General features: G+C 44.8%; 17 protein-coding genes. 6 read left to right on the top strand and 11 right to left on the bottom strand.

All coding sequences use genetic code 11. From position 1 onward, the window contains the following. Positions 1-28 precede the first annotated feature (28 nt). On the bottom strand, positions 29-787 hold the full coding sequence (locus tag QVA83_RS06210) for a DeoR/GlpR family transcriptional regulator (RefSeq protein WP_239219405.1): 759 nt from the start codon (positions 785-787) through the stop codon (positions 29-31). Positions 788-947: 160 nt separating this feature from the next. Between QVA83_RS06210 and glpK the strand changes: the two genes are divergently transcribed. The 4 genes from glpK (at position 948) to QVA83_RS06190 (ending at position 9443) form a co-directional block, all read left to right on the top strand. Continuing rightward, the gene (gene glpK, locus QVA83_RS06205; RefSeq protein WP_239219406.1) at positions 948-2432 is read left to right on the top strand and encodes a glycerol kinase GlpK; all 1485 of its coding nucleotides are present in this window, start codon (positions 948-950) and stop codon (positions 2430-2432) included. A gap of 305 nt (positions 2433-2737) precedes the next feature. Then, positions 2738-5482, top strand: coding sequence for a TonB-dependent receptor (locus QVA83_RS06200; RefSeq protein WP_278343656.1), 2745 nt, complete (start codon positions 2738-2740; stop codon positions 5480-5482). 67 nt (positions 5483-5549) lie between these two features. After that, positions 5550-7004, top strand: a complete 1455-nt coding sequence (locus tag QVA83_RS06195) for an SLC5 family protein (protein WP_039217377.1) — start codon at positions 5550-5552, stop codon at positions 7002-7004. Positions 7005-7313: 309 nt separating this feature from the next. Further along, the gene (locus QVA83_RS06190) at positions 7314-9443 is read left to right on the top strand and encodes an alpha-galactosidase (protein WP_061439044.1); all 2130 of its coding nucleotides are present in this window, start codon (positions 7314-7316) and stop codon (positions 9441-9443) included. A gap of 78 nt (positions 9444-9521) precedes the next feature. On the opposite strand, the gene QVA83_RS06185 is transcribed toward QVA83_RS06190, so the two are convergent. The 7 genes from QVA83_RS06185 to QVA83_RS06155 all read right to left on the bottom strand — a co-directional run bounded on the left by QVA83_RS06185 (position 9522) and on the right by QVA83_RS06155 (position 18301). After that, positions 9522-10808: an alpha/beta hydrolase family protein gene (locus QVA83_RS06185; protein WP_069943577.1), complete on the bottom strand. Its 1287-nt coding sequence runs from the start codon at positions 10806-10808 to the stop codon at positions 9522-9524. A 179-nt stretch (positions 10809-10987) separates the two neighbouring features. Continuing rightward, positions 10988-11941 carry a hypothetical protein gene (locus tag QVA83_RS06180; RefSeq protein ID WP_061439040.1) on the bottom strand — a complete coding sequence of 318 codons (954 nt, stop codon included), beginning with the start codon at positions 11939-11941 and terminating at the stop codon, positions 10988-10990. Between the two features lie 208 nt (positions 11942-12149). Further along, positions 12150-12734, bottom strand: a complete 585-nt coding sequence (locus QVA83_RS06175) for a single-stranded DNA-binding protein (RefSeq protein WP_014947881.1) — start codon at positions 12732-12734, stop codon at positions 12150-12152. 267 nt (positions 12735-13001) lie between these two features. Further along, positions 13002-14564: a sodium/sugar symporter gene (locus QVA83_RS06170; RefSeq protein ID WP_014975374.1), complete on the bottom strand. Its 1563-nt coding sequence runs from the start codon at positions 14562-14564 to the stop codon at positions 13002-13004. 357 nt (positions 14565-14921) lie between these two features. After that, positions 14922-16061, bottom strand: a complete 1140-nt coding sequence (gene galK, locus QVA83_RS06165; protein WP_039217399.1) for a galactokinase — start codon at positions 16059-16061, stop codon at positions 14922-14924. Beyond that, positions 16054-17109 (bottom strand): UDP-glucose--hexose-1-phosphate uridylyltransferase, encoded by a 1056-nt coding sequence (locus tag QVA83_RS06160; protein ID WP_014947878.1) that lies wholly within the window; start codon positions 17107-17109, stop codon positions 16054-16056. The genes galK and QVA83_RS06160 overlap by 8 nt, the downstream gene beginning before the upstream one ends. Positions 17110-17281: 172 nt before the next feature. Further along, positions 17282-18301, bottom strand: coding sequence for an aldose epimerase family protein (locus QVA83_RS06155; RefSeq protein WP_014975371.1), 1020 nt, complete (start codon positions 18299-18301; stop codon positions 17282-17284). 328 nt (positions 18302-18629) lie between these two features. On the opposite strand from QVA83_RS06155, the gene QVA83_RS06150 reads away from it, so the two are divergent. Next, positions 18630-19631 (top strand): LacI family DNA-binding transcriptional regulator, encoded by a 1002-nt coding sequence (locus QVA83_RS06150; protein ID WP_014947876.1) that lies wholly within the window; start codon positions 18630-18632, stop codon positions 19629-19631. Positions 19632-20043: 412 nt separating this feature from the next. On the opposite strand, the gene QVA83_RS06145 is transcribed toward QVA83_RS06150, so the two are convergent. Then, a complete protein-coding gene (locus QVA83_RS06145) occupies positions 20044-20907 on the bottom strand; it encodes an alpha/beta hydrolase family protein (RefSeq protein ID WP_014947874.1) in 864 nt (287 codons plus the stop codon). Positions 20908-21160: 253 nt separating this feature from the next. Between QVA83_RS06145 and QVA83_RS06140 the strand changes: the two genes are divergently transcribed. After that, positions 21161-21754, top strand: coding sequence for a hypothetical protein (locus QVA83_RS06140; RefSeq protein WP_069943538.1), 594 nt, complete (start codon positions 21161-21163; stop codon positions 21752-21754). 74 nt (positions 21755-21828) lie between these two features. Here the strand turns inward: QVA83_RS06140 and QVA83_RS06135 are convergent, their stop codons facing one another. Both QVA83_RS06135 and QVA83_RS06130 read right to left on the bottom strand, forming a co-directional pair. Next, entirely contained in the window at positions 21829-22413 is a 585-nt protein-coding gene (locus QVA83_RS06135; RefSeq protein ID WP_069943537.1) for an HAD family hydrolase, read from the bottom strand. Positions 22414-22478: 65 nt separating this feature from the next. Further along, positions 22479-23816: an MFS transporter gene (locus QVA83_RS06130; protein WP_287498245.1), complete on the bottom strand. Its 1338-nt coding sequence runs from the start codon at positions 23814-23816 to the stop codon at positions 22479-22481. Between the last annotated feature and the right edge of the window lie 280 nt (positions 23817-24096).

Below are 24096 nucleotides of genomic sequence, written 5' to 3'. Positions count from 1 at the left end.
GTAGTGGAAAACTATAGCAAATAGATGGTCACGCTTTGACAAAGGTGATGTTATTTTCTTCGATTATCTTGCTTATGCTGGGCGGCGGGGCTTTATCACAAACTAAGCAATCAACCTGTGAAATGTGCCCCTGCTCCACCATTGCGCGGCGTTCAAACTTACTGTAGTCCGCAGCTAATATAACGTGTTGAGTATGTTCCAAAATGGCTTGGGACACTTTCACTTCTCTGAAATCAAAGTCAAGTAGTGCACCGTCCGAACTAATACCACTGATACCGATTATGCCGTAATCCATGCGGAACTGGCTTATAAAATCGCAGGTTGCCTCGCCAATGATTCCGCCATCGCGATAGCGAACTTCACCGGCAGCAATTATGACGGAGAAATCCTCTTTAGCCGAAAGAATGGTAGCAACGTGAATATTGTTGGTTACCACGTGAAGGTTTTTGTGGTTGAGCAACTTAGTTGCGATCATTTCCGTCGTCGTACCGATATTAATGAACAACGATGCGCCGTCGGGGATCATCGCAGCCACTGCTTCAGCAATTTTCTCTTTGACTTCGCTGTTTTGGGTTTTCCTTTCCTGATATGGCGTGTTTTCCCAACTTCTGTTAAGGCCAGCACCACCATGATAGCGGCTCACCACACCATTTTCGGCAAGCTGGTTAAGGTCTCGGCGGATTGTTTGCGGCGTAACTTCGCAAGCACTGACCAAGTCATCAATAGACATAAAACCATGTAGCTTTATAAGCCCAACAATTTTTTCGTGTCTTTGGGTTTGATTCATCGTGAGTCCTCAGAATTAGAAAATTACATCAATTATACGTGCTTAACTTCAATGTTCCCATAACAAAACGAAACGCCAATGTTCGTTTTCGAAAATATAGCATTGTTAATCCTGTGTAAATGATGCAAACTCTATTAAAACTATCTTCAGGAGTGACCTTATGGGACAACATATCCTTGCCATTGACCAAGGTACAACAAGCTCTCGCAGCATCATTTTTTCTCCAAAGGGCAGTATAGACGCTATTGCACAGCAGGAATTCTCTCAAAAATATCCGAAAGATGGCTGGGTTGAGCATGATCCAGAGGAGATTTGGGAAAGCGTTGTCTCTACCCTCAAAGATGTTTTCAAGAAATGTTCATTAACACCATCAGATATCGCAGCCGTTGGTATCACTAACCAGCGCGAAACAACCTTAGTGTGGAATAAAAACACTGGTGAGCCTGTCTACCCGGCTATCGTTTGGCAAGACAGACGCACAGCCCAGCTTTGTCGTGATTTAAGCGAAGACGAAGAGCTCGTTTCACACATTACTGAATCGACAGGGCTTCTATTAGACCCTTATTTCTCTGCCACAAAAGTAGCTTGGATATTAGACAATGTAGAAGGTGCAAGACAGCAAGCCGAGGACGGAGAGCTGTTGTTTGGAACCGTAGACACGTTCCTTATATGGCGCTTAACGGGTGGTGAGTCACACAAAACTGATGCCACCAATGCCTCGCGTACAATGCTGTTCGACATCAATAATCAATGCTGGGATGAGAAATTACTTAATAAATTCAATATCCCACGCTCAATGCTACCCGAGGTGATGGACTGTGCGGCTGACTTTGGTGTAACGAAAGAAGATATCATAGGTAGAGTTATTCCTATCCAAGGCGTAGCAGGCGACCAGCAAGCAGCATTAGTTGGCCAAGCGTGCTTCGAAAAAGGCATGGCCAAGAGCACCTACGGTACCGGTTGTTTTATGATATTGAACACTGGTGACGCCCCTTTGCAATCGAAAAACCGATTACTCACCACCGTTGGGTATCGTTTAAACGGCAAAACGACTTATGCGCTTGAAGGCAGTATTTTTATGGCCGGCGCAACCGTTCAATGGCTCAGAGATGGCCTGAAGCTTATCGACGATGCCGCCGAATCGGAGGCACTTGCACAGCGAGCAAGACAAGATAACGGCGTGTTCCTTGTCCCGGCATTTACTGGTTTAGGCGCACCTTATTGGGATCCAGATGCCCGTGGCGCAATTTTAGGTTTAACCCGCGACACAGGCATTAGCGAAATCGTTGCAGCGGGACTTCAGTCTGTTTGCTATCAGACTAAGGACCTGCAAAAAGCAATGGAAAGCGATGGCGCTCGCCCCACAACTATTCGTGTAGATGGCGGTATGTCGCGTAATGATTGGGTTATGGGCTTTCTTTCAGACATATTGGGCGCTGAAGTAGAGCGCCCTGAGATTACGGAAACCACCGCTCTTGGTGCTGCCTTCTTAGCAGGATTACAGGCTGGTGTCTTCAATTCAATCGACGATTTAACCCATTGTTGGAAGAGTGATAGCGTTTTCACTCCAAGATTGACCAAGCAAGAACGTGATCAAGCCTATGATGGTTGGAAAGCCGCCGTCGACCGTATCCGCTGCAGCTAATTTTCCTTTATTTTTCTGATTGTTAATAAAGTGCGGCTATAGGCCGCACTTTTTTTATACAAAAAAATTTTTTATAACATTGTAATTACATTGTCATTTTGTGCTAGTATTGGATCCAAGGTAAACGTTTCACCTTTTACCTTAAATCAGAAACGCTATATTTTTCATAAAGTTACAAATAATAATCACGAAAATATAACGTTAAATGTGTAAAAGTATTGTTAATAAGCTTGATCCGCACATACTAAAAACGTAATTTAAGTGCAAAGTACGTTAAAACGTAGCCTACTCACGGAGAAAACACAGTGACACATAAAATTAACACATCACAGTTAGGCCCTATCGCGAAACGCTCACTTTTAGGTGTTGCTATCGCCTCTGCCCTACACGCCCCTATTTCACTGGCACAGGAAGCAACTACTGCTACTGATAAAGAAGTGGAAGTTATCGAAGTTAAAGGTTTTACCAGCTCTCTGAAAGCATCAATGCTAGATAAGAAAGCATCTGATGTTGTTTACGACGGTATTACGGCTGAAGACCTAGGTAAATTTCCAGACCAAAACGTAGCTGAATCACTACAAAGAATTACTGGTGTTGCCATTGATCGTTCAGGTGGTGAAGGTCAATTTATTACTGTGCGTGGTTTCGGCCCAGATTTTAACACCGTACTTGTTAACGGCCGCCAAATTGCTACAGAAAACCAAGGTCGTGCTTTTAGTTTCGATACGCTTCCAGCTGAACTTATTAGCGGTGCAAAAGTTTACAAGAGCCCTCTCGCTTCTATGCAAGAAGGTGGTATCGGTTCAACCGTAGAAATCACAACTGCTCGCCCATTCGCATTTGACGGCTTCAAGGCCGTTGCAAGTGTAAAAGGCATGTACGAAGACATTTCTGAAGAAACAACGCCACAAATGTCGGGCTTAATTACCAATACCTTTATGGATGGTAAACTAGGTGTGTTAGCTGCTGCATCATTCCAACAGCGTAAGCTACAAACAAACATGCTAGAAACGCGCTACTGGCGTCCTGAAGTAAGCCTAACCAATCGTTCTGAGCTAGATAACCCTGATTACGCTGACAATGCCCAGTTCAACGGTGTGTACATTCCGCAGAACTTTGACCAAATCGTTGATTTAGTCGATCGTGAAAGAACATCTGGTAACCTTGTTGTTCAGTATGCTCCTAACGATGACATGACGCTTACTTTAGATGGTCTTTACTCTAAATTTGAAGTTGACTCAGACGCACACAGTGTTGGCCACTGGTTCTCTGATAGCAACCTCGACAACATGTCTTTCACTGACAACGGTAGCCTATCAGGTGTAACAAGCACCGTTGTAGACGGTGTTGGTGGTGCGACTGACTTTATTCGCCGCCGCTACGGCCGAGATGTTGAAATCCAGGCTTTCGGTGCAAACTTTGAGTGGTTAGTAAACGACAACTTAACAGCAAACATTGATATCTCAACTTCAACTGCCGAAGACAGCAGTGGCGGTGACAACTTCTTCACTGTTGTGGGTTATAACAATGAATACAGTGTAGATTTCACAGGTGCTACTCCATCATTGACTGTTGCCGGTGGTGATGCCGCTTTACAAACACCGTCACTAGGTCGTATGCACTACAATGAGCGCAACGGTTTTGACACGGAAGATACCATCAGTGAGTACCGTGCAGACTTCTCTTGGGTACCTGATTCAGACAATGCGTTCTACAAAGCAGATTTCGGTATCTATTTCCAAGATCGTGAAAAATCTAATACTCGCTTGTTCGCTTCTGGTTGTGACATTTATTGCGGCTACACATTCGATCTTCCTGACGAGCTTCTAAGTGTATTTACTGCACAAAACTACTTCGGCGGTGTGCCTAATCAGTGGCTAACTTATGACCCTGAAGCGTTCTTTGACTACGCAACATCTGATGCAGCAGTACAGCAAATTGCAGACGCTACAGGTGAATCGTTTGACGACGTTCGCGCAGCGATTGATGCAACAAATATCGGCAACCCACAGCCAAGCAATGACTCATTCGTAGTGAGCGAAGAAGTATTAAGTGCGTACGCACAATTCTACTTCACTACTGAAATCTCAGAGATGCCACTTGATGTGAATTTTGGCTTCCGCTACAGCGAAACTGACACTTCAGTAGACGGGACAAGTCAGATTGTAAGAGATCTTCAGCCAATCCCTAACGATCCGTCAGACCTTAATGTAGTTTATGAAACAGAAGTAGGTGCGCCGGTTAACGAGAAAAACAGCTACTCTTCGCTGCTTCCTAACTTAAACGTTAAGCTACAGTTAACAGACGATTTATACCTACGTTATGCGTTTTCTGAAACGCTAACGCGTCCAATGATGGATGACTTAGTGCCTGTATTTAATGTTACTGTGAGCCGTCCGGGTAACTTGCAAGCACAAGCGGGTAACACTGAACTTAAGCCATATAAAGCCACCAGCTGGGATGTATCTTTAGAATGGTACTACGACGATACTAGCTACTTCTCAGCTGCAGCCTTTAACAAAGAAGTGGAAGACTTCATTGCAGGTGATGTTGCTGATGAGTCTCTTTTCTTAGAAAGTGGCGAGTATGTATTTAGCGTTCTGCGCCCTCGTAACGGCGATACGCTTGAAGTTGAAGGTTTAGAGCTTGCTTGGTTGCACACGCTTGAAAGCGGCTTCGGTATCCAAGCTAATGCTACTATCGTTAACTCAGATGCAGAATTTAGCCTTCCAGGTTTAGGTAACTCACAAAACATTACATTGTTCTACGAAAAAGATGCGTTCCAAGCGCGTGTTGCACTGAACAATCGTGAAACCTTTATGCAAGAAGCCATAAGCACTCTTGGTGGTACTGAGCCTCGTTTCACTGAGACTTACACCCAAGTTGATATGAGTGTAAGTTACGATGTAACTGAGTCTCTTACGGTATTCTTCGAAGGCATTAACATTACTGACGAAGAGCTAACGCGTCGCGGTCGCTTATCAGAACATTTCGTTCAACAAGTTGCTGACGGTGCTCGTTACGCTGTCGGTGTTCGTGCTAGCTTCTAATAACAACTAGTCTATCAAGGGGGCGCTGTTGCCCCCTTTTTGTCTTTATTCTGCTGAGGAGTTTTTCGTGTCAGGCAGCTTAACCCAACTTGTCGTTTTTATTTTCATCACCGCACTTATCGGGCTTCTTACCTATTTAAAGTGTCGCGGTCATGGGCATAGTAAAGCCAACGAAAACAAAGAATATTTCTTAGCTGGCGGCGGACTAACATGGATATACGTCGCGGGCTCAATAACGTTAACTAATTTAAGTACCGATCAACTTGTAGGGATGAACGGTAACCAAATGGCACTGCTTGCGTGGTGGGAATTTGCCGCGGTGGCGGGCCTAATCATTCTCGCGCGAGTTTTTCTTCCCGTCTATTATCATTATCAGTGCACCACAACCACCGAATTACTGGAAATGCGCTATAACAACAAGCATATAAGAGCACTAATAGGCCTTCTTTTCTTCCTAGGTAGCAGCCTTATTTTCATGCCTGCCGTAATCTACACCGGCTCGCTTTTCATGATTAACATGTTCAATGTAGACATTCCACTTATGTATGTTGCCACCGCTTTTGCATTAATTGGTGCCTTCTACGCTATCTTTGGTGGGCTTCGCGCGGTTGCAGTTTCAGATACCTATTCTGGCGTATTGCTTTTGACTATGGCGATTGTTGTTGTCGTTCTTGCACTATTCGCAATCGATTTTGATTTCTCGGGCATACCTGCCGAACGCTTAACCCTAATTGGTGATAATGATTCACCTCTACCATGGCACACGTTATTAACCGGTATGGTGTTTATCCAGACTTTCTACTGGAGTACGAATCAGGTAATCACTCAGCGCGCCATGGCTGCACCTAATTTAAAAGAAGCACAGAAAGGCGTATACGCTGCAGCGATCATCCGCTTTATCGTTGTTCCTACCATTATCGTAGTTCCAGGTATCATTTCGTATAAGCTGTACGGCGATATCAACGATGCCGCTTACGGTACGTTGGTAGGTGATGTTTTACCTAGCTGGCTATCAGGTGTATTTGCAGCGGCCCTCGCTGCAGCAGTACTCACTACTTACAACAGTAACCTCAACTCTGCGACTGCACTTTATGTCTGCGATATACACGAGGCGTATTTTCAGAAGAAGCCAAACGTTGCGCGCTTAAGCGGCTTTGTGACCGCGGCGCTTACTATTGTATCGCTAGTTATGGTTCCTGTGTATGCGCAAGCAGAAAGCATCATCAACCTGCTTCAACAACTTTTCGGGTTGTTAAGTATGCCTATTCTTTCCATCTTTATTGTTGGATTACTATTTAATAACGTAAACGCCAACGCGGGAATAGCGGCAGTTGTCTTTGGTGTGGGTCTATACGCTTTCTTTAGCTTTGTACACGCTCCTTTCGGCCTGCACTACATTCACCTGATGTTGGTCACATTGGTTTGCTGTATTGCCCTCGCCCTTGTCTTAAATCGGGTTGTATTTAAGCAAAAGGCAGAATGGCGTGGTCGTTTGATAGAGAGCGAAGAAGCACACGGCTAATAAGGTCAGCCATATATTGGCTGGTTCAGATAACTAGGATTACTACGGTTGTGGCGGAGCAAAAGTACGGTTTGTTGCTTACTTTTGTTCCGCCACACGCTGTGAAGTAGATGAAAGCAGAGAGAAGACTCTGTAAGCGTGATTGAAACAGATTTAATTACTCGACGACCGTGCAAGAAAGCAGGTATTAAGCTCGATAAACCGTTGTAAAACCATAAAACCGTACGGATGTTCCTTCTGTACTTTTCAGTCATCTTTTCTTTTAACAACATGCGCTATAAACATCTAGGCATGTAAAATGAGGTTTTTATGTCGTCACTCACATCATTCGTTCGTTTGTCGAACGAGAAAGCCACATTAATATTCGACTGCCAGGGTCGTATGCCCAAAGTCATTTACTATGGTGCGCCATTAAGTGACAGTACAACACCAGAAATGCTGAGCGTTTTAAACACCCGTCAAGAAGCCAAATGCGCACCCGTAATTGAACCGCCGATTACGTTGGTACCGACTCACGGTGACGGCTGGACGGGTCAGCCAGGTCTTGAAGTGTCGGGCGATGCCGACCAGTGGTCAGCAGGCTTTAGCCTGACCGAAATAAATGAAGATGCACAGTCTGTTGCTTTCGTAAGCGAAGACGCTCGCCGCGGTATGCGTCTTATCACAACTGTTGAGCTCGATAACAAAACAAGCGTAGTAAAATACGTTTCTCGTCTCGAAAACAGTGGCGAAACACCGCTCAATTTAGGCTATTTGAATGCCGCTAGCCTGCCCTTGCCTACTTCCGTAAGTAAAATTAAAACATTTGAAGGCCGCTGGTCAGCAGAGTTTCAAACCAAAGATCACGATCTCTTCTTTGGAAGTTATGTACGTGAAAATCGCCGAGGCAAAACATCTCACGACACCTTCCCTGGCCTGATTGCATTCCCTCAAGGCACGGGTGAACTTAACGGTGAGTGCTATGGCTATCACCTTGGCGCTTCTGCAAACCACAAGCTTCGCGCCGAGCTTATGGCTGATGGCAGAAGCTATGTGCAGTTTGGTGAGTTATTATTTCCAGGTGAATTGGTACTTAACGCTGGCGAAAGCTATACATCCCCCGTGCTTTACACAGGCTATGGCTGTGAAGGTTTCTCTTCGCTATCACAACAGTTCCATAACTTCATTCGCAGCAACGTGCTAAACCACAGTGCTGAATCGAAGCCTCGCCCAGTGCACTACAACACATGGGAAGGAATTTATTTCGATCATAACGAAGATGAACTTAAAGCCTTAGCCGATAAAGTTGCACCACTGGGCATTGAGCGCTTTGTGTTAGATGATGGTTGGTTTAAAGGGCGCAGAAACGACAAGGCAGGGCTTGGCGACTGGTTTGTTGATGAAGCTATCTATCCTGAAGGACTAGACGGGCTAATTGACCATGTTACTGGCCTTGGCATGGAATTCGGTATTTGGTTTGAGCCAGAGATGGTAAACCCTGACAGCGACCTTTACCGCGCACATCCTGAGTGGGCGCTGCAAACCGAGAATAACCCTCACGTTCCTTTTAGAAATCAGTACGTATTGGATTTAACCAACCCTGAAGTGGTTGAGTACCTTTATAAAGTGATTACTGATGTACTGAAGACGTACCCCAAAATCAGCTACATCAAATGGGACATGAACCGCGACGTAAACCACCCCGGCAACCTTCACGGTAAACCTGCGATGCATGGTCAAATGGCTGCGCTTTACAGCTTAATAGACCGCGTTAAGGCAGCGAAGCCAGGCATTGAGATAGAAAGCTGTTGTTCAGGAGGCGGCCGTGTAGATTTAGGTATTTTGCCACACACAGATCGTTTCTGGACGTCGGATTCTAACGACGCACTAGACCGTTTGTATATTCAGCGTGGTTGTTCTTATTTCTTCCCGGCTGAAGTAATGGGCGCACACGTTGGCCCGCGCGACTGCCATATAACGGGTAGACACTTACCTGTTGAGATACGTTCGGCAGTAGCCTTGTTTGGCCATATGGGTATAGAGATGGACCCACGTGAACTTACTGACCACGAGCAAAGAGTGCTTACTGATGCTATTTCACTTTACAAAAAGTATCGTCATATCACCCACGGCGGCGACCTATTCCGCATGGACGATGACGGCATGAACGTAAAATTTGGTTATGTATCTAAAGACAAGCAAGAAGGTATTTTTGCATATAACAGCGTTTTGGAAACTGTTCGCACTACGCCAAACCGCTTCTACTTTGCAGGTCTTGATGCTAACAAACAATACACCATTGAGCGTGTATGGCCTGAAAAGCTAAAAGAATACACCCCGTCTATTTTGCAACAAACTGAAGGGCAAGTATTCTCTGGCGAAGTATTGATGAAATACGGTATGCAGCTGCCGGTGCTCTTCCCACAAACTGCATTGATTTATACCGTTAAAGCGGTATAGAGCTGAAGACTCGACTCGAAAGCTAGAAGCTAAAGCGAGCTAAGCGGTGTTACGCCGCTGCTCGCTTTTTTGTGGTGCTTACTTGCTTTGCATCTCCAAGCCTAACGCCCAGCGATCGTCAAACCCTTTCCAAGGCTCTGGCTTTTTGCCATCTACGGGTACTTGGGCACTACTGCCACTCACATTCAGGTATTCACAATCATCTTTTAAACCTTTCACATGGCAGTTCATAAGCGCAAGCGCAAAATGCTCGTTAATGGCATTAAGCTTTTGCACTTCCCATGCCGGCTCAATGTAACTTCCCAAATCAAATTCACTGCCATAAGCTTCTTTAGGTGCAGGGTGAGGTGCAACATTGTGGCGTGCATTCTTAATGGTTAGTAACTTAGATTCTTTACTGCCGGTATTATCGAATAACCACTTTATACCGTCGTAGCCAGAAATATCGTCGTTATCCCCAGCAACATAAAGAACAGGAACTTTAATATTGTTTAGCGATTGCACATCAAATAGCTGATGTTGCCCGCCCCATGGCGCAAGTGCTAGCGCCGCTTTCCAGGCTGGTAATGCTTCTTCGCTACTGGCCTTGCCACCTGCGCAGGTGTTAAGCGCTTCTTTAATTAACGCCGCCGTTTTAGGATCTTGTGTACCAGTGAAGGTTGCAGCGGTTTGGTCGTTAAAAGCATAGCATCCTCCTACCGTGCTAACTGCGCCGTAGCCCCCCATTGAATAGCCAATCACTCCCGCTTTGCTTGCATCTACACTCTCTTTAAAAAAGGTATTTTCGCTGATGCTGTTCAATGTAAGAACTTGGTCTCGTGAACGATTTAATAACGTACTTGGAAAACCTGAATACGGATTTTCTGCAAAATTAACATCTTTGTTTGTGGAATCTGTGTGGTCGATTGCCGCTACTACATAACCGTGAGACGCGAGGTGTTCGCCTAAATAAAACATAAGGGTGCGGTAACCGGTATAACCATGAGAGATAACAATTACCGGAAAATCAGTGTCAGCAGCGGCAATAGGCGCATCACGGCTTGCATCAGCTTGTACCTCAAACACCTGACCACTTCTTGTTTCATTAATGTACGTGGCCTTTTGAGCCGAGCTTGCTGCAGGATACCAAACCTCCAAAGTAAGTGATCGCTCGACTTCATTACCAGCAATGTCTTTTACTTTAGCAGGATAAGCCGCTTCGATTGTCTTTACGCCAACATCATAGTTACCTTTCTCACTTAACGATGGCATTACGTCGGCTGGAAACGGCTTATAAAGCGTTTGAGCAGCTGATACCGAAGGAGATATGGCCGCGGTCGCTGAAACCAGAACAGCACCGCCAAAAAGCAGGGATAACGTTTTCATAATTTGGGGAATTTTCTCGTTATTAACAGGCAAATTTATAATACCTCGTCACGGGTATCACACAAGCCAAACACTATTATTATTGTTGATTAGGAAGAATAAGGGGAGGTAATAAAATAGGCTGCTTTACGTATGAATTGTCGTGAAAGTAATGGTAAAACGTAAAACCTTGAAAGCCTTCAGTTTGAAAGGTATTGCTTCCACCTTTCATCAAAAAGTGGTTTAAGAAATAAAGGGTATCCATCTGCCACAAAGTTAATGTCTCTTAAGGTTTGGCTTTTCATAGGCGTAGATGTAATGTGAGTTAGCGCGCTGTCTAGATCACTCGTTACCGCTTGTCCTAGCTCACTCTTAGAACACAGTAAGCGCTTTGTTCCTCTTAGCTGCTGTGACAGTTCACTGATTTGATAAACATTAAGCGCATCGAGTTCTTCTTCTGGTAATGCTGAAAGCTCGCGGTGCCCTACATAGCCAAAGTCTATTCTTCCACTTTCCAGAAGGGCAATGGTATGCATGCCTAAGTCTTTGCTTAACCCATTTAAACGAACCACATTGTTTTTTGTAGCCCATTGCTCAACAGTATCGGCGTATACGTTATTCACATCGTTGTAGAGTACCGTTCTCAAATTTTGCTGAAGCAGAGCACGTAAAGAAATGGACTCAAAATATCCCTGTGTTGGCTGAGACTGCGCGGTATCTAATTCATTTTTCAGTGAAGGCTGAAGCGCTTTTCTTGCAACAATGAGTAGCGGTAAGTTTATAGAGGTTGGCTGAGAGTAATATCCCCACTCAGCGCGTTCTTCTTGGTAAGCGGCGCCATAAAAACAATACACTTTTTGTGCGGATTGTTGATGCTGTACCAACGACCATGCGCGTTTAACCGGATAAGCTTCAAATTGGTGGTCGTAGTTATGCAGGTGTGTAGAGAGGTACGCCATGACGTCATAGATCGGCCCTGAAGTGATACTGACACCACTGCCTTCAATTCCAAGCTCGGGTGGTCGCAACCATACTACTGTAGGCTTTTTGGAGACGCAGCTTTCCCCTTCACATTCGCCGTCTGTTTGCGCAAACAGCACGCTGCTTTTAAGACACAACAAAACAAAAGCCACCAAGGTTACTACTACTGACACTGCAAAAACCCAACCTTTTACACGTAATTCTTAAAGCTCACTCATCGCGTTTATGGGAAAACAACAATGGGAATATGATGAAATTATTTTAAGGTAATCGGGGGAAGAAAGGCGGGCACCAATCTCATAATTGGGCGAACTTAGCTCAAAAAAAGAGCCGCTATTAAAGCGGCTCTTAGAATATTTTCAACACATGAACTGTTTTTGCTTAGAACGGAATGTCATCGTCGAAGTCAAAATCTGGCTCAGCCATTGGTGGGTTCTTTGGCTGACCTTGATTGCCACCTTGAGGCGCTTGATTGTAGCCGCCACCTTGGTTTGAGTTGTAGCCGCCCTGCTGACCACCACCTTGCTGTGGCGCTTGGTTATAACCGCCTTGTGCAGGCGCCTGGTTGTAACCACCTTGGTTGTTCTGAGGACGTTGGTAACCACCGTTACCACCACCGCCTTCACCGCCGCGACCGCCAAGCATTTGCATTTGGTCTACGATAATTTCAGTGGTGTATTTATCTTGGCCTTGCTGATCTTGCCACTTACGTGTTTGCAATTTACCTTCAACATAAATTTGCGAGCCCTTTTTCAGGTACTCTCCGGCAATTTCTGCTAAGCGACGGTACATTGTAAGGCGGTGCCACTCAGTGCGCTCTTGAACCTGACCCTGTTGGTCTTTCCAGCTTTCGCTAGTTGCTAGGCTTAAGTTCGCAACGGCGTTTCCGTTAGGCATGTATCTAACTTCAGGATCATTGCCAAGGTTTCCAACAAGAATAACCTTATTAACGCCTTTCGTTGCCATTGATGTCTCCTGTAACGTTTTTAGTGGCTTGCTGTATAACTCTTCTTAGTAAGACATCAGCAAGCGCGAAAGTTCATCGAATATTAGCCGGTTAGTATACCGCATTTTATGAGGGAAAATTGAAGTTTTTCACCACAGGTTTACGTTACTAACTGCAACACGTTCTAGAACTTAACAAAATTTATTGTCAGCGTCTTCTGAACTTTCGCGTTGTTTTTAGCTAATTTTAGCAAGGGCGTTGCGATTAAAAACGCCCTTCCTTGTCTGCTACCACCACGTAATGTAAAACGCTGCTGTAAGGATAACTACAGCGATAGATGCTACATTAAATCCGCTTGTGGTTTTGAACTGCACTTCGTTTAGGTCGACAGCGTTTTCACTGACACCTTTTTTCTCTAGCAGAGAAACAACCACAGCTAAAGCGACACAAAGCAGGAACACAAGACCAACACGGTCAATAAACGGCAGTTCAGGCCAGAATTGTCTAAATACAATGCTTAAAACAAATGAGCCTAATGCGGCCAATAGACCACCGTTTGCTGTGGTTTTCTTCCAGAACATACCTAAAACGAACAATGCGCAGATACCTGGTGTAAAGAAGCCCGTGAATTCCTGGATATACTGGAATGCTTGATCGAAATTACCCAACAGCGGCTTGGCCACCACCATAGCAATGATTAGCGCGACCAAGCTAACGATACGACCCACTTTCACATAATGCTGCTGCGACTCGTTTGGACGCTTATCTTTATAAAGGTCCATGGTAAAAATAGTAGAAACGCTATTTGTCATCGACGCTAGCGAGGACACAATCGCCGCCACCAAGGCTGCGAAGATAATACCTTTAAGGCCAACAGGCATCAGCGTCATTAGGCTTGGGTATGCTTGGTCCGGTTTAGCTAAGTCTGGCACAATTAGCACTGCTGCAATCCCTGGCAATACCACAATTAGCGGCATTAGCAGTTTTAGGAAAGCCGCAAACGCAATACCTTTTTGCGCTTCTTGAACGCTCTTTGCCGCCAACGTGCGCTGAATGATGTACTGGTTAAAGCCCCAATACGATAGGTTCATGATCCACATACCGCCAATCAATACAGAAATGCCCGGCAAGTCCATATAGTGCGGGTTGTCTTCTGACAATATCATGTCGAATTTCTCAGGGAGCTTGTTAGTAAGGTCAACAAAACCTTGGATGGCACCATTGCCGTCGCTGATTAGGTTTAACGCCGTATACGACAGGAACAAGCCACCAATAACCAACAACACGACTTGAATAATGTCGGTGAGTGCTACCGCTTTCAAGCCGCCGTAAAGTGAATAGGTTAACGAGAAAAGGCCTAAGAACATCATGCCGTAAACCATATCAACACCCGCGATGGTATTGATGGCCAATGCACCTAACCACAGCACAGCAGTTAGGTTTACAAAAACATAAACACCTAGCCAGAATATTGCCATTACCTTGCGAACGCGATGATCATATCGCTGCTCAAGAAATTGAGGCATGGTGTAAATTTTATGCTTAAGAAAGATAGGTAAGAAGAACTTGCCGACAATAAGCAGCGTAATGGCGGCCATCCACTCATAAGACGCAATGGCAAGCCCCAACTGGTAACCTGACCCCGACATGCCGATGATTTGTTCGGCAGAGATATTGGCAGCGATGAGTGATGCGCCAATTGCCCACCATGGCAAGCTTGAGCCCGCTAGAAAGTAATCATTTGTATCTTTTTGATGACCCTGCTTTTCGCGAGAAACCCACCACGCAATTCCGACAAGCGCGACGACGTATACCACGAACAACGTGATATCTATTGATGCTAATTTCATAGTTTTTCCCAAAGTTCTTATTTTGGGTGCGGCGATTGTTATGCAGGGTACACAGGTGAAAAATTGTTTTTATTATTATATTGGTTGTTGCCACACCAGTGTCACGTTATTAAAACGCGTTTCGCAAAGCACAATAAATCATAAATGGGTGAAAAACTCACCGTTAAACTTATCGCGTTATTGCGGGTAGTATTAGTATCACACTTTGTTTACTTTTTTTAACTAGAAATGTGCACTTTTTGTAAAAAAAAAGCCGCAACCAATGGATGCGGCTTAAGGGACACAAACAATTCTAAAGAATAGGATTGTTTAGAAAGGGGAGAGGTTTGTGCATTAATGCTGTATTTAAATCGATAATTAGGCAAACGCGCCCTGTGTAGCCGTACACACATAAATGTCAGCACTGTATCCTGTTTCATCAGAGTACTTGTCGGCCACGACTTGCTTCACCGCTTCAACTTTGTCGGTAGGTACAAGGGCCACTACGCAGCCGCCGAATCCACCGCCAGTCATGCGAACACCACCCGATTTACCCAGCACTTCACCAATGATCTCAACCAAGTAGTCGATTGGGCGAACGGTAATTTCAAAGTCATCACGCATGGAGATGTGAGATTGCGCCATGGCTTCACTCACCGTTTCGATGTCGCCAGCTTTTAAGGCTTGGCTTGCTGCCAGTGTTCTAGCGTTTTCGGTAACAATATGCTTCGCGCGGCGATAAACCACCTCTGGCATATGTGCTTTAGCGCCTTCTAGCATTTCCATAGTTGCTTCGCGTAACGATGACACACCCAATAACGACGCGCCTTGTTCACACTGCTGACGACGCAAGTTGTATTCACTGTCAACCAAACCACGTTTAACATTCGAATTGATGATAACGATTTGATGCGAGTCTGGTAGTGGTGAATGCTCAATGGCTAGCGACTGGCAATCAAGCAGCATTGCCATGCCTTCATTACCCATAGCAGAGATTAACTGATCCATAATTCCGCATGAGCAGCCTACGAACGTATTCTCGGCTTTCTGGCCTAGCAGTGCAGCCTGTACGCCATCGAGGGGCAACTCATACAGCGCGCTTAACGCTTTTAGTATAGCCACTTCAAAAGATGCCGAAGAGCTTAACCCAGCACCTTGTGGCACATTGCCCGTAACCAATAAGTTAGCGCCGCCAAAATCTGGCATGGCCTCTTTAAGTACTTTCACTACGCCGCGAACATAGTTTGCCCACCCTTGTTCTTCGTCATAGTTAATGTCTGACAACGAAAACTGGTTTTGCTGATTTTCGTAATCCATCGCGGTAACCACGATGTCATTATCTGCGCGCTTTGTTGCCGCAACCCACGTTCCAAAGTTGATTGCAGCCGGAAATACGAACCCTTCGTTATAATCGGTGTGCTCACCAATAATGTTCACTCGACCCGGCGCATGTGCGATTAACGCTGGCGCCTCGCCGTAGTGCGTTTCAAAATTAGAAGAAAGTACTTGATTATCCATTCGCATTCTCACGTTTCTTATAGTGCACTGTGGATAGTGCTTTTAATCTGTCTGCCGCTTGTTCAGGGGTCAAATCTCGCTGTGCCTCTGCCATCATTTCGTACCCAACCATAAACTTGCGTACACTTGCTGAGCGCAGAAGTGGTGGGAAGAAATGCGCATGTAGCGTCCATTCAGGGTGCGCTTCACTATCAAATGGGGCACTGTGCCATCCCATAGAGTATGGGAAAGACGTTTCAAATAAGTTGTCGTACTTCGCTGTAATTTCGCCAATGATCTTAGCAAGAGATAGCGACTGAGAATCCGAGAGCATGTGCATAGATTGCACGTCAAATCTCGGTAACAGTAGCGTCTCAAAAGGCCAAGCGGCCCAGTATGGTACAACTACAACCCAATCATCATTTTGACACACGACTCGCTCTTGCTTCGCTACTTCTTGTTCGGCATAGTCCAACAGCATAGGCGTGCCGTTATCACCAAAGTATTGCTGTAGCTGCACGACTTTTTTCGCTGGGTCGGTAGGCACATGCTGCTGCGCCCATACTTGACCATGAGGGTGAGGATTTGAACACCCCATCATTGAGCCTTTGTTTTCAAAAACTTGTACCCAGCGATAGGTTTCACCAAGTTCAGCGGTTTGTGCTTTCCACGTGTTGACTACGTCTACGCGTTCTTCATCGGAAAGCTCAGGTAATGTTTTGCTGTGATCAGGGGAAAAACAAATAACACGACTGCAGCCTTGCTCAGTTTCGAACTGAAACAGCCCCTTTTTCTCACTGGCTTGTTCTGTATCTTGCTTAAGGGCAGCAAAATCGTTTTGAAAAACAAACGTACCTTTGTAATCAGGGTTAACTTCACCATTCACGCGGGTGTTTGTTGGACATAAATAACACGTAGAGTCGTAAGATGGCTTTTGTTCGTTGTTTGGCTCTTCTGAGGCTCCCTGCCAAGGGCGCTTCGCTCTGTGAGGCGACACTAACACCCACTCACCCAACAAAGGGTTGTAACGGCGATGTGGATCGTTGGTAGGGTCGAAAGGGGTTCCCATAATCACTCTCTCTGAATTAGCCTGCTACGCTCTAATGCGCAACATTAAATAGGGTTAAACGTTTACCCTGATAATGATATAGCAAGCTTCTACGTTTATCAATTGCGTAACAAAGAAAATTAATTGTTAAATTGATAACAAATAATTTTCTTTTGTCACTACATAACGATTTCTATGCGCTGAACTTGTATCGCATACTTGCTTTGAAGGTTTCCCCGGGTTTTACGAAACAGTTTGGAAACTCGGGCTTATTGGGTGCATCCGGGAAATGCTGTGGTTCTAAGCACAAGGCACCAAGCTGATCGTCGGTTTTCAACCCGCCAGTATAAAACTGCAAACCCGGCAAGTTAGTAAATAACGACATAGCAATACCTGTATCAAGTGCTTTTACGGTTGCTTGTGGGGTATGCTCAGGCGTATCACGGAGTACATAGTTGTGGTCGTAGCCTCCCACCCTATCAAATAATGGATGGGAATTAGATTGCTCTGCCCTTTCTTTTATTGCTGTAGGTTTCGTGAAATCAAAGGGAGTATTGGCAACTTCGACCAGTTTTCCAGTTGGCAGCAAGGTGCTATCTGCGTCCGTTACTTTGTCAGCATCTATATGTAGCAATGTATTACCCACTTGCGGGTCGTTGCTCAACGTGAAGTAAGCATGCTGCGTGAAACTAAGCGGGGTTTCTTTGTCTGTGTTTGCGGTGATCACAAGAGATAACTCGTTGTTTTGATCAAGGGAATAGCATGCCTCTACATTAACAGTTCCGGGAAAGCCACCTTCCCCATCAGGACTAGTTAAGGTAAATGTTACAGCCACACTGTCTGTCGTCTCTTGGACGCTTGCCGCCCAAACCTTCTTATGAAATCCAGCTAGGCCGCCGTGTAGATTATGTTCACCGCCATTTTTATCTAAGGTGTACTCTGTTCCATTTAACGCAAACGAGCCATGTCCAATTCGGTTTGCGTAGCGTCCTACGATCGCACCGCGATAGCTCGGGTCATCTATATAGTCTTGTAGAGTCTCGAAAGTTTGGACACAACTTACCGATTCACCTTCTGCATTCGGGAAGTGAATTTCTTTAATAATTCCACCGTAGTTAAGCAAGGTAACTGACATGCCGTTGTCGTTAGTTAACGTAAAGGCGTTTATGACTTCGCCTTCAACTTCACCAAATGCAGATACATTTATTTTCATAACAAAATTTTTACCTTAAGACGTGCTTAGTAAACTGACGCGTTCCAACCTACCACACATTTTTTATACATTAATGAATAATGCAATCTTTCAGAATGCCTAGGAGGTTATACGTTTTCCATTCTTTTTTACAGCGGTTTGATTAACAATCATAGAAGGTAAAACCACTTAGGTAATCTAACGCTCTTCATCTCTCTAATGCATCTCAGCCCCGTAAAAGACACCACAAGCTAAGCGTTAGAATTTTATCTTTTTTTGTAAATATAATGTACGCTATGGCAATCAGGTCAATCGACACTCCACGCAATAAAACGAAGTTTGAAAGAAAATGGCAACAATAAAAGATATCGCCCAAGCCGCTGGCGTTTCATTAGCGACCGTATCAAGAGTTATTAATAATGGTCCTAAAGTGGGCAATGATACTCGCAAGCGTGTCAAAAAAATCATGGAAGAAATGGGTTATCGTCCCAACGCTAATGCGCGGGCACTTGTAACCAAACGTAGCGCATCTTTAGGCGTTGTCATTGCTGAGCTCCACGACCCATTTTTCGCTATGTTAGCCCACGGTGTGGAGTCCATTACTCGCAAAAATAACGTTCAAATTTTATTAAGTGCCGGCTCTATTGAAAAAGAGACTGAACTTCGCGCTATTGAAACACTGCTAGAGCATCGAGTAGAAGCCATGGTAGTGCACAGCAAAGCACTTGATGACGAGACCCTGATCGGTTTTGCAAACCAAGTTCCAGGCTTTGTATTAATTAACCGCTATATACCAGAAATAGCAAATCGTTGTGTGTGGCTTGATAACGTTACCGGTGGTCGCCTTATGGCGGAATATGCCATCAACCAAGGCCATGAACATGTCGCGGTGATAAGCAGTCAGTATCGCATAGACGATCCTAATCATCGCCTCGAAGGGATTAGAAACGCAGTTAACAATGCGAATTTAAGCTTGCCTGAAAGCATGATTGAGTATGCTACGCCCGATCAGGAAGGTGGTGAACTGGCAATGCAAAACTTGCTTGCTACTGGTGCAAAATTCACTGCTGTTTTGGCTTATAACGATGCTATGGCATCTGGTGCTATGACCATGCTGCAGGATCATGGTATTTCAGTTCCAGAACAAGTTTCTGTGATGGGATACGATGATGTGCTGTTAGCAAAGTACTGTCGTCCTAAATTAACGACTCTGCGTTATCCAGTAGAAATGATGGCGGCAAAAGCGGCGGAACTTGCATTGAAGTATGCATCGGGAAGCAAACCAGAAGATGGGCTTACCTTTAAATATACTCCTACAGTAGTAAAACGAGATTCAATGGTTAGGGTTTAGCTGTTCGTTTTCCTTTCAAAAATTAATAGACCAAAAAAAGTACCCGCCTATGGCGGGTATTTTATTTAATCACTTACAAGCCAGTTTGATGGATGATTAATCGTAATTCGATGTATAGTTGAGCAACTGTGTTCTAAAAATTTCATGACACGAAACTATTGACAAAAATACCCGCTTGATCGTTTTGCCTCGAACTTTTATCCCCAAAGAGCAAAATTGCCTGATCCTGCACAGCTTTACGATCAAAAAAGATTAAGATCGAGCACAGTTGCTCTACAGCGCTTGATTTAACTGACATTTCGTGATCCGACCAGAAAGTGGTGAAAAGATCGTGATCTGTTGTTCTATATGGCTATTAACAGACTTACCAACAAGGTTTTCCACTACTTATCCACAACGAGTAAGGTTTCTATTACTGAGTGAATCTTGCTAAAAACTGCTTGTACTCTTGTATGGCATAGTCACTTTTTAGCGTTGCGTTGTGCGTCGCACCAGGAATGACCGAAATATACTTTTCGCTACTTGATGCATCTTCTAATAGCTGCTGACTAATCGGGTAAGGCGTTATTTTGTCTTCCTCACCCACCACCAGCCATAGCGGTCCCTCATAGTGACGCAAGATTGGGGCTATTTGCATACTATGAACTTCATCGTGAAGCTTCATGTTTGTGAATGAATTAGAGAAGCCTGGCACCATGTTGGCAATTAAATCAGAGATATTATTGAAAGCGCCGTCTAATACTAAAGCGTCTATCTTTCTATTTGCAGCAACATAGCTTGCGAAATAGCTGCCTATACCTCGGCCGTGAACGATAGTGGGAATTGAGGCGTCAAACGCACTTGCTACATAGTCAAACTGGGTTAACGCATCTTGTTTAATAGCGTTAATACTTAAGTCCTTCGCTTTATCACTGGCTCCTACTCCCTGATAATCGAGCCACAATATATTAGCGGGCAACTTACCCAGTCTATGAATAACGCTGTTGTTTTCGCTTACAGGCATACGATTGTCTGCAAAGAAAACAATGTTAACAATAGGGTCAGGGTAAGAAACAGCAACGCCTCTCAAAGTTAACCCAGCGTCATTTTTAACTTCAACACGGGTTATGCCCGCCGAGGTTTTGTCTTTTTGAATTGCCGCGTGTAGCTTCGTAGTATCAAGGGGCTTTTGCTGAGTGTCTTGATAAAAGAAGGCCGAAGGGGACACGTTAATTGCGCACCCAATAAGTGACACACTTGCAACTACACTAATTACCGCGTTTTTTAAGCTCATCATTAAAGAACTGTCCGTGTTGAATGGTTATGGCGAAATTTTTATTCAGGTTACATAGGTGTAATGGTTGTGTCGCTGATCAAAAACTCGCTCAGCAAAATCAACAGTCCCACACCTATGCTAAACAAGCTGTAACAGTTTGCAACAGTTGTTCTGTTTCTTAGCGATACAAACTTTCTTATACTAAAGACAATATTACTTGCATAATTTATCTGCATAAAACAAAAATAATTTAATGAAAAGTAGAACATTTTCCATGTCTTACGCTACATCACCAGCTCGACTTATTGTTGCCTGTTGTGCCCTACCCTTACTTATTGCCTGCGAGTCTACGCCACCCGAGCTTGACTCATCATTAATTCCTGCGTCGCAGAGAAAAGACTATCAGCTAACCATGTCTAAAGCGAAAGCTTGTCCAATTAACTTGGCAGAACTAATCGACATACGGTCGAGTAAAGACTTGCTCGTTGGAAGCAGTAATGTAACAGAAGACACGCTCTATTCACTGCTACAGCAAAGCTTAGAAGCGATGAATGTCAGCCCAGATATTGAAGCAGCCAACAGCGTGAAAGTAGTACTAAACCGCGCGTTTATAAAAAGCTTAGGAAGTAATATGGTTGCCACCGTGGTGCTTAATGTTAAGTACAAACCTGACTATGCCGATGAGTATTCACCCGCCACCACCTTCAGAGGGCAAAGCATGAGTGTGAACGCCAGTGTCAGTGAAAAAGAGAGCAGTCAGATTGCTATCGATGCAATGAAAACCGCCATTGATGATGCCACCAAACGTATAAAGTCTTCACTGTTACACAACTGCGGAAATGCGCTAAGCGAACTAGAGGCGGTATAAGCCTAAGAAACTATAAAGTGAACGCGATTGAGTGAGCGTAAGCCCTAAGCTCGAACTTTCAATCAGGGTAAGATTCAGTAGATAAGCCGCGTATTGTCGACCATAAAGCACGCCATGCCACCGTCAACCGCCGCTTTTCGTCCCATGTCGGTATCTTCAAACACCACACAATGCTGTGGTGCTACACCCATTAATTCTGCCGCACGCACAAAGGTTTCAGGGTGAGGTTTACCTTGAGTGACGTCATCGGCTGTAACCAGCGCAGATAGTTGGGCTAGAAGGCCGTGTTCATTTAACACCATTTGAGCGTGCTGCCTATCTGAGCCTGTCCCCACTGCAATGGGCATGCTTCCCTTATAATGGTTAAACACGTCCAGGGTATCTGGGATAAGCCTTGGCAAATGGTCTAGCCCTTCAAACGCCTGTTTTTTATATAGAGCAACCTCTGCTGGATCGTGGCTTTTTCCATACTTTGCATTCATAAGATGTACGGTTTCAAAGGTAGGAACACCACCTAAACTGTATTGGTAGTCTCGGTCGAAGGGATAACCAAACGCATCGCACGTAAGCTGCCACGCATCAATATGCGCGCCCATTGAATCGACCAAGGTGCCATCCATATCAAAAATAATGGCTTTGTAGCTGCTTAGGTCAATCATGGTGTTCGCTTCCTTTTCAAAAATAGTGTGATGCTAACCTTTCATGGTTGCAATGCGATGAGCCACTATGCAGACAACACGTCTCGCGCTTTTACCGCATCAAAATCACGATCAACTTTCAGGTATACCGCGTTATTTTGGCTGTTTAATGTCACTTCCAACACACCAGGCACTAACAGCAGCTCGGCTTCAATGCTGGAAACATTTGAACTATCAAAATCTCCATTCATCATCACACGCTTAACCCGGCTCACTTCTTTAACACCAAGAATAATAAAAAGCCAAAGCAGAGTGCTAGCAGCACCAATGCCATAAGCTAACTCTTGCGACCAAATATCGGTGACGAAACCTGAAATTACACCGCCCAAAAATGCACCAAAAAATTGAAAACTGGCGTAGAGGCCCATGGCCGTTCCTTTTTGTCCCGCAGGCGCAATGCTCGACACCAATGCAGGGAAATTCGCTTCCAAATAATTAAAGCCAGTAAAGAAAAGCACCACGGCAGCGGTAACCCACCACCAGCTATGGTCCTCTAAACTCAGCGCCAAAAACGCGCCGCCCATTAATACAACGCCGGTTACAAGGAGCGATTTAGGCGTACGGCCTCTTGCTGCCCCCATCATGATAATTAGACCTACAATTGACGCGCCTAAAACGGGTAAGTAAACCGTCCAGTGACTATCTAGCGTCATATCAAAATTCAGTAGCGTTACGGGCAGTTGAACAAACAACAGCGTTATCATCATATGTAGAATCATCACGCTGATATTTAAACGCCATAACTGAGAAGAAAAGATTAAGCGCTTTAGCTGGTCTTTTTGTGGCAGTGTATCGCCACTGCTCAGCTGCACACCGTTTGGCACTACCCATTTAACCAGCGGCATGCAAAGAATCGCCAGAATACCAGTAATACCAAACACACCAGCAAGCCCGTAGCTGTTCGCAATAAGAGGTCCTAAAATAACGGCTAAATAGAATGAAAAGCCAATGGCTATGCCTATGATAGCTAACACTTTGGCTCGCTGACTTTCCCGGCTTACATCCGTAGCCAGCGCCATTATCGCTCCTGCAATTGCCCCAGCGCCTTGAAGAATACGCCCAACAATCATCATGGCCATACTGTCGGCGTTTGCTGCTACAAAGCTTCCTAATGCAAATACAGCAAGCCCTAGCAAAATAACGGGTTTACGCCCCCATTTGTCAGACATCATACCCATAGGAATTTGCAGCGCAGCTTGGGTTAGGCCATATCCACCCACGGCAAGTCCTACCAACAGCGGCGAGTAATCCGGGTAGTCCATTGCGGCTACAGCCAACACGGGCATAACCATGAACAGCCCCATCATGCGTAATACGTAAACGGAGGCGAGTGCAAGCGCAGCGCGTAATTCCAAAACGTTCAAAGCGTCTGTTTCCCTCAATAAATAAAATCAAAAAAACATAAAAGCGCGCAGAGAACACCTGTTTCTGCTGCATTAAGAATAAGGTCGCGAAGTGTAGCATAATACAATTGGTATTTTCTTCTGCTCGCGAGGTAGATTTAGCCCTCTCGCACTACTCTTTTTCTTACTAGGGGTTTAAAAGTGGGGATAAAATCACCCTTTTGCAATGTCGATAAGCGAGAGCTAATCGTAAGCTTATGTCCGTGAGGTGATCTGCTTACTCCGCTTACAGTATAACTTG

Source organism: Alteromonas sp. AO-Serp (assembly GCF_017849675.1).
GTDB lineage: Bacteria > Pseudomonadota > Gammaproteobacteria > Enterobacterales > Alteromonadaceae > Alteromonas > Alteromonas macleodii.
Note: the sequence above shows the minus strand (reverse complement) of the source record. Positions and strands in the feature narration are given on the sequence as shown.

Bases quoted from the DNA above. Each gene is read 5' to 3' on its own strand.
- QVA83_RS06210 (WP_239219405.1), bottom strand. From the start codon at position 787: ATGAATCAAACCCAAAGACACGAAAAAATTGTTGGGCTTATAAAGCTA.
- glpK (WP_239219406.1), top strand. From the start codon at position 948: ATGGGACAACATATCCTTGCCATTGACCAAGGTACAACAAGCTCTCGC.
- QVA83_RS06190 (WP_061439044.1), top strand. From the start codon at position 7,314: ATGTCGTCACTCACATCATTCGTTCGTTTGTCGAACGAGAAAGCCACA.
- QVA83_RS06185 (WP_069943577.1), bottom strand. From the start codon at position 10,808: ATGAAAACGTTATCCCTGCTTTTTGGCGGTGCTGTTCTGGTTTCAGCG.
- QVA83_RS06175 (WP_014947881.1), bottom strand. From the start codon at position 12,734: ATGGCAACGAAAGGCGTTAATAAGGTTATTCTTGTTGGAAACCTTGGC.
- QVA83_RS06170 (WP_014975374.1), bottom strand. From the start codon at position 14,564: ATGAAATTAGCATCAATAGATATCACGTTGTTCGTGGTATACGTCGTC.
- galK (WP_039217399.1), bottom strand. From the start codon at position 16,061: ATGGATAATCAAGTACTTTCTTCTAATTTTGAAACGCACTACGGCGAG.
- QVA83_RS06160 (WP_014947878.1), bottom strand. From the start codon at position 17,109: ATGGGAACCCCTTTCGACCCTACCAACGATCCACATCGCCGTTACAAC.
- QVA83_RS06155 (WP_014975371.1), bottom strand. From the start codon at position 18,301: ATGAAAATAAATGTATCTGCATTTGGTGAAGTTGAAGGCGAAGTCATA.
- QVA83_RS06150 (WP_014947876.1), top strand. From the start codon at position 18,630: ATGGCAACAATAAAAGATATCGCCCAAGCCGCTGGCGTTTCATTAGCG.
- QVA83_RS06145 (WP_014947874.1), bottom strand. From the start codon at position 20,907: ATGATGAGCTTAAAAAACGCGGTAATTAGTGTAGTTGCAAGTGTGTCA.
- QVA83_RS06140 (WP_069943538.1), top strand. From the start codon at position 21,161: ATGTCTTACGCTACATCACCAGCTCGACTTATTGTTGCCTGTTGTGCC.
- QVA83_RS06135 (WP_069943537.1), bottom strand. From the start codon at position 22,413: ATGATTGACCTAAGCAGCTACAAAGCCATTATTTTTGATATGGATGGC.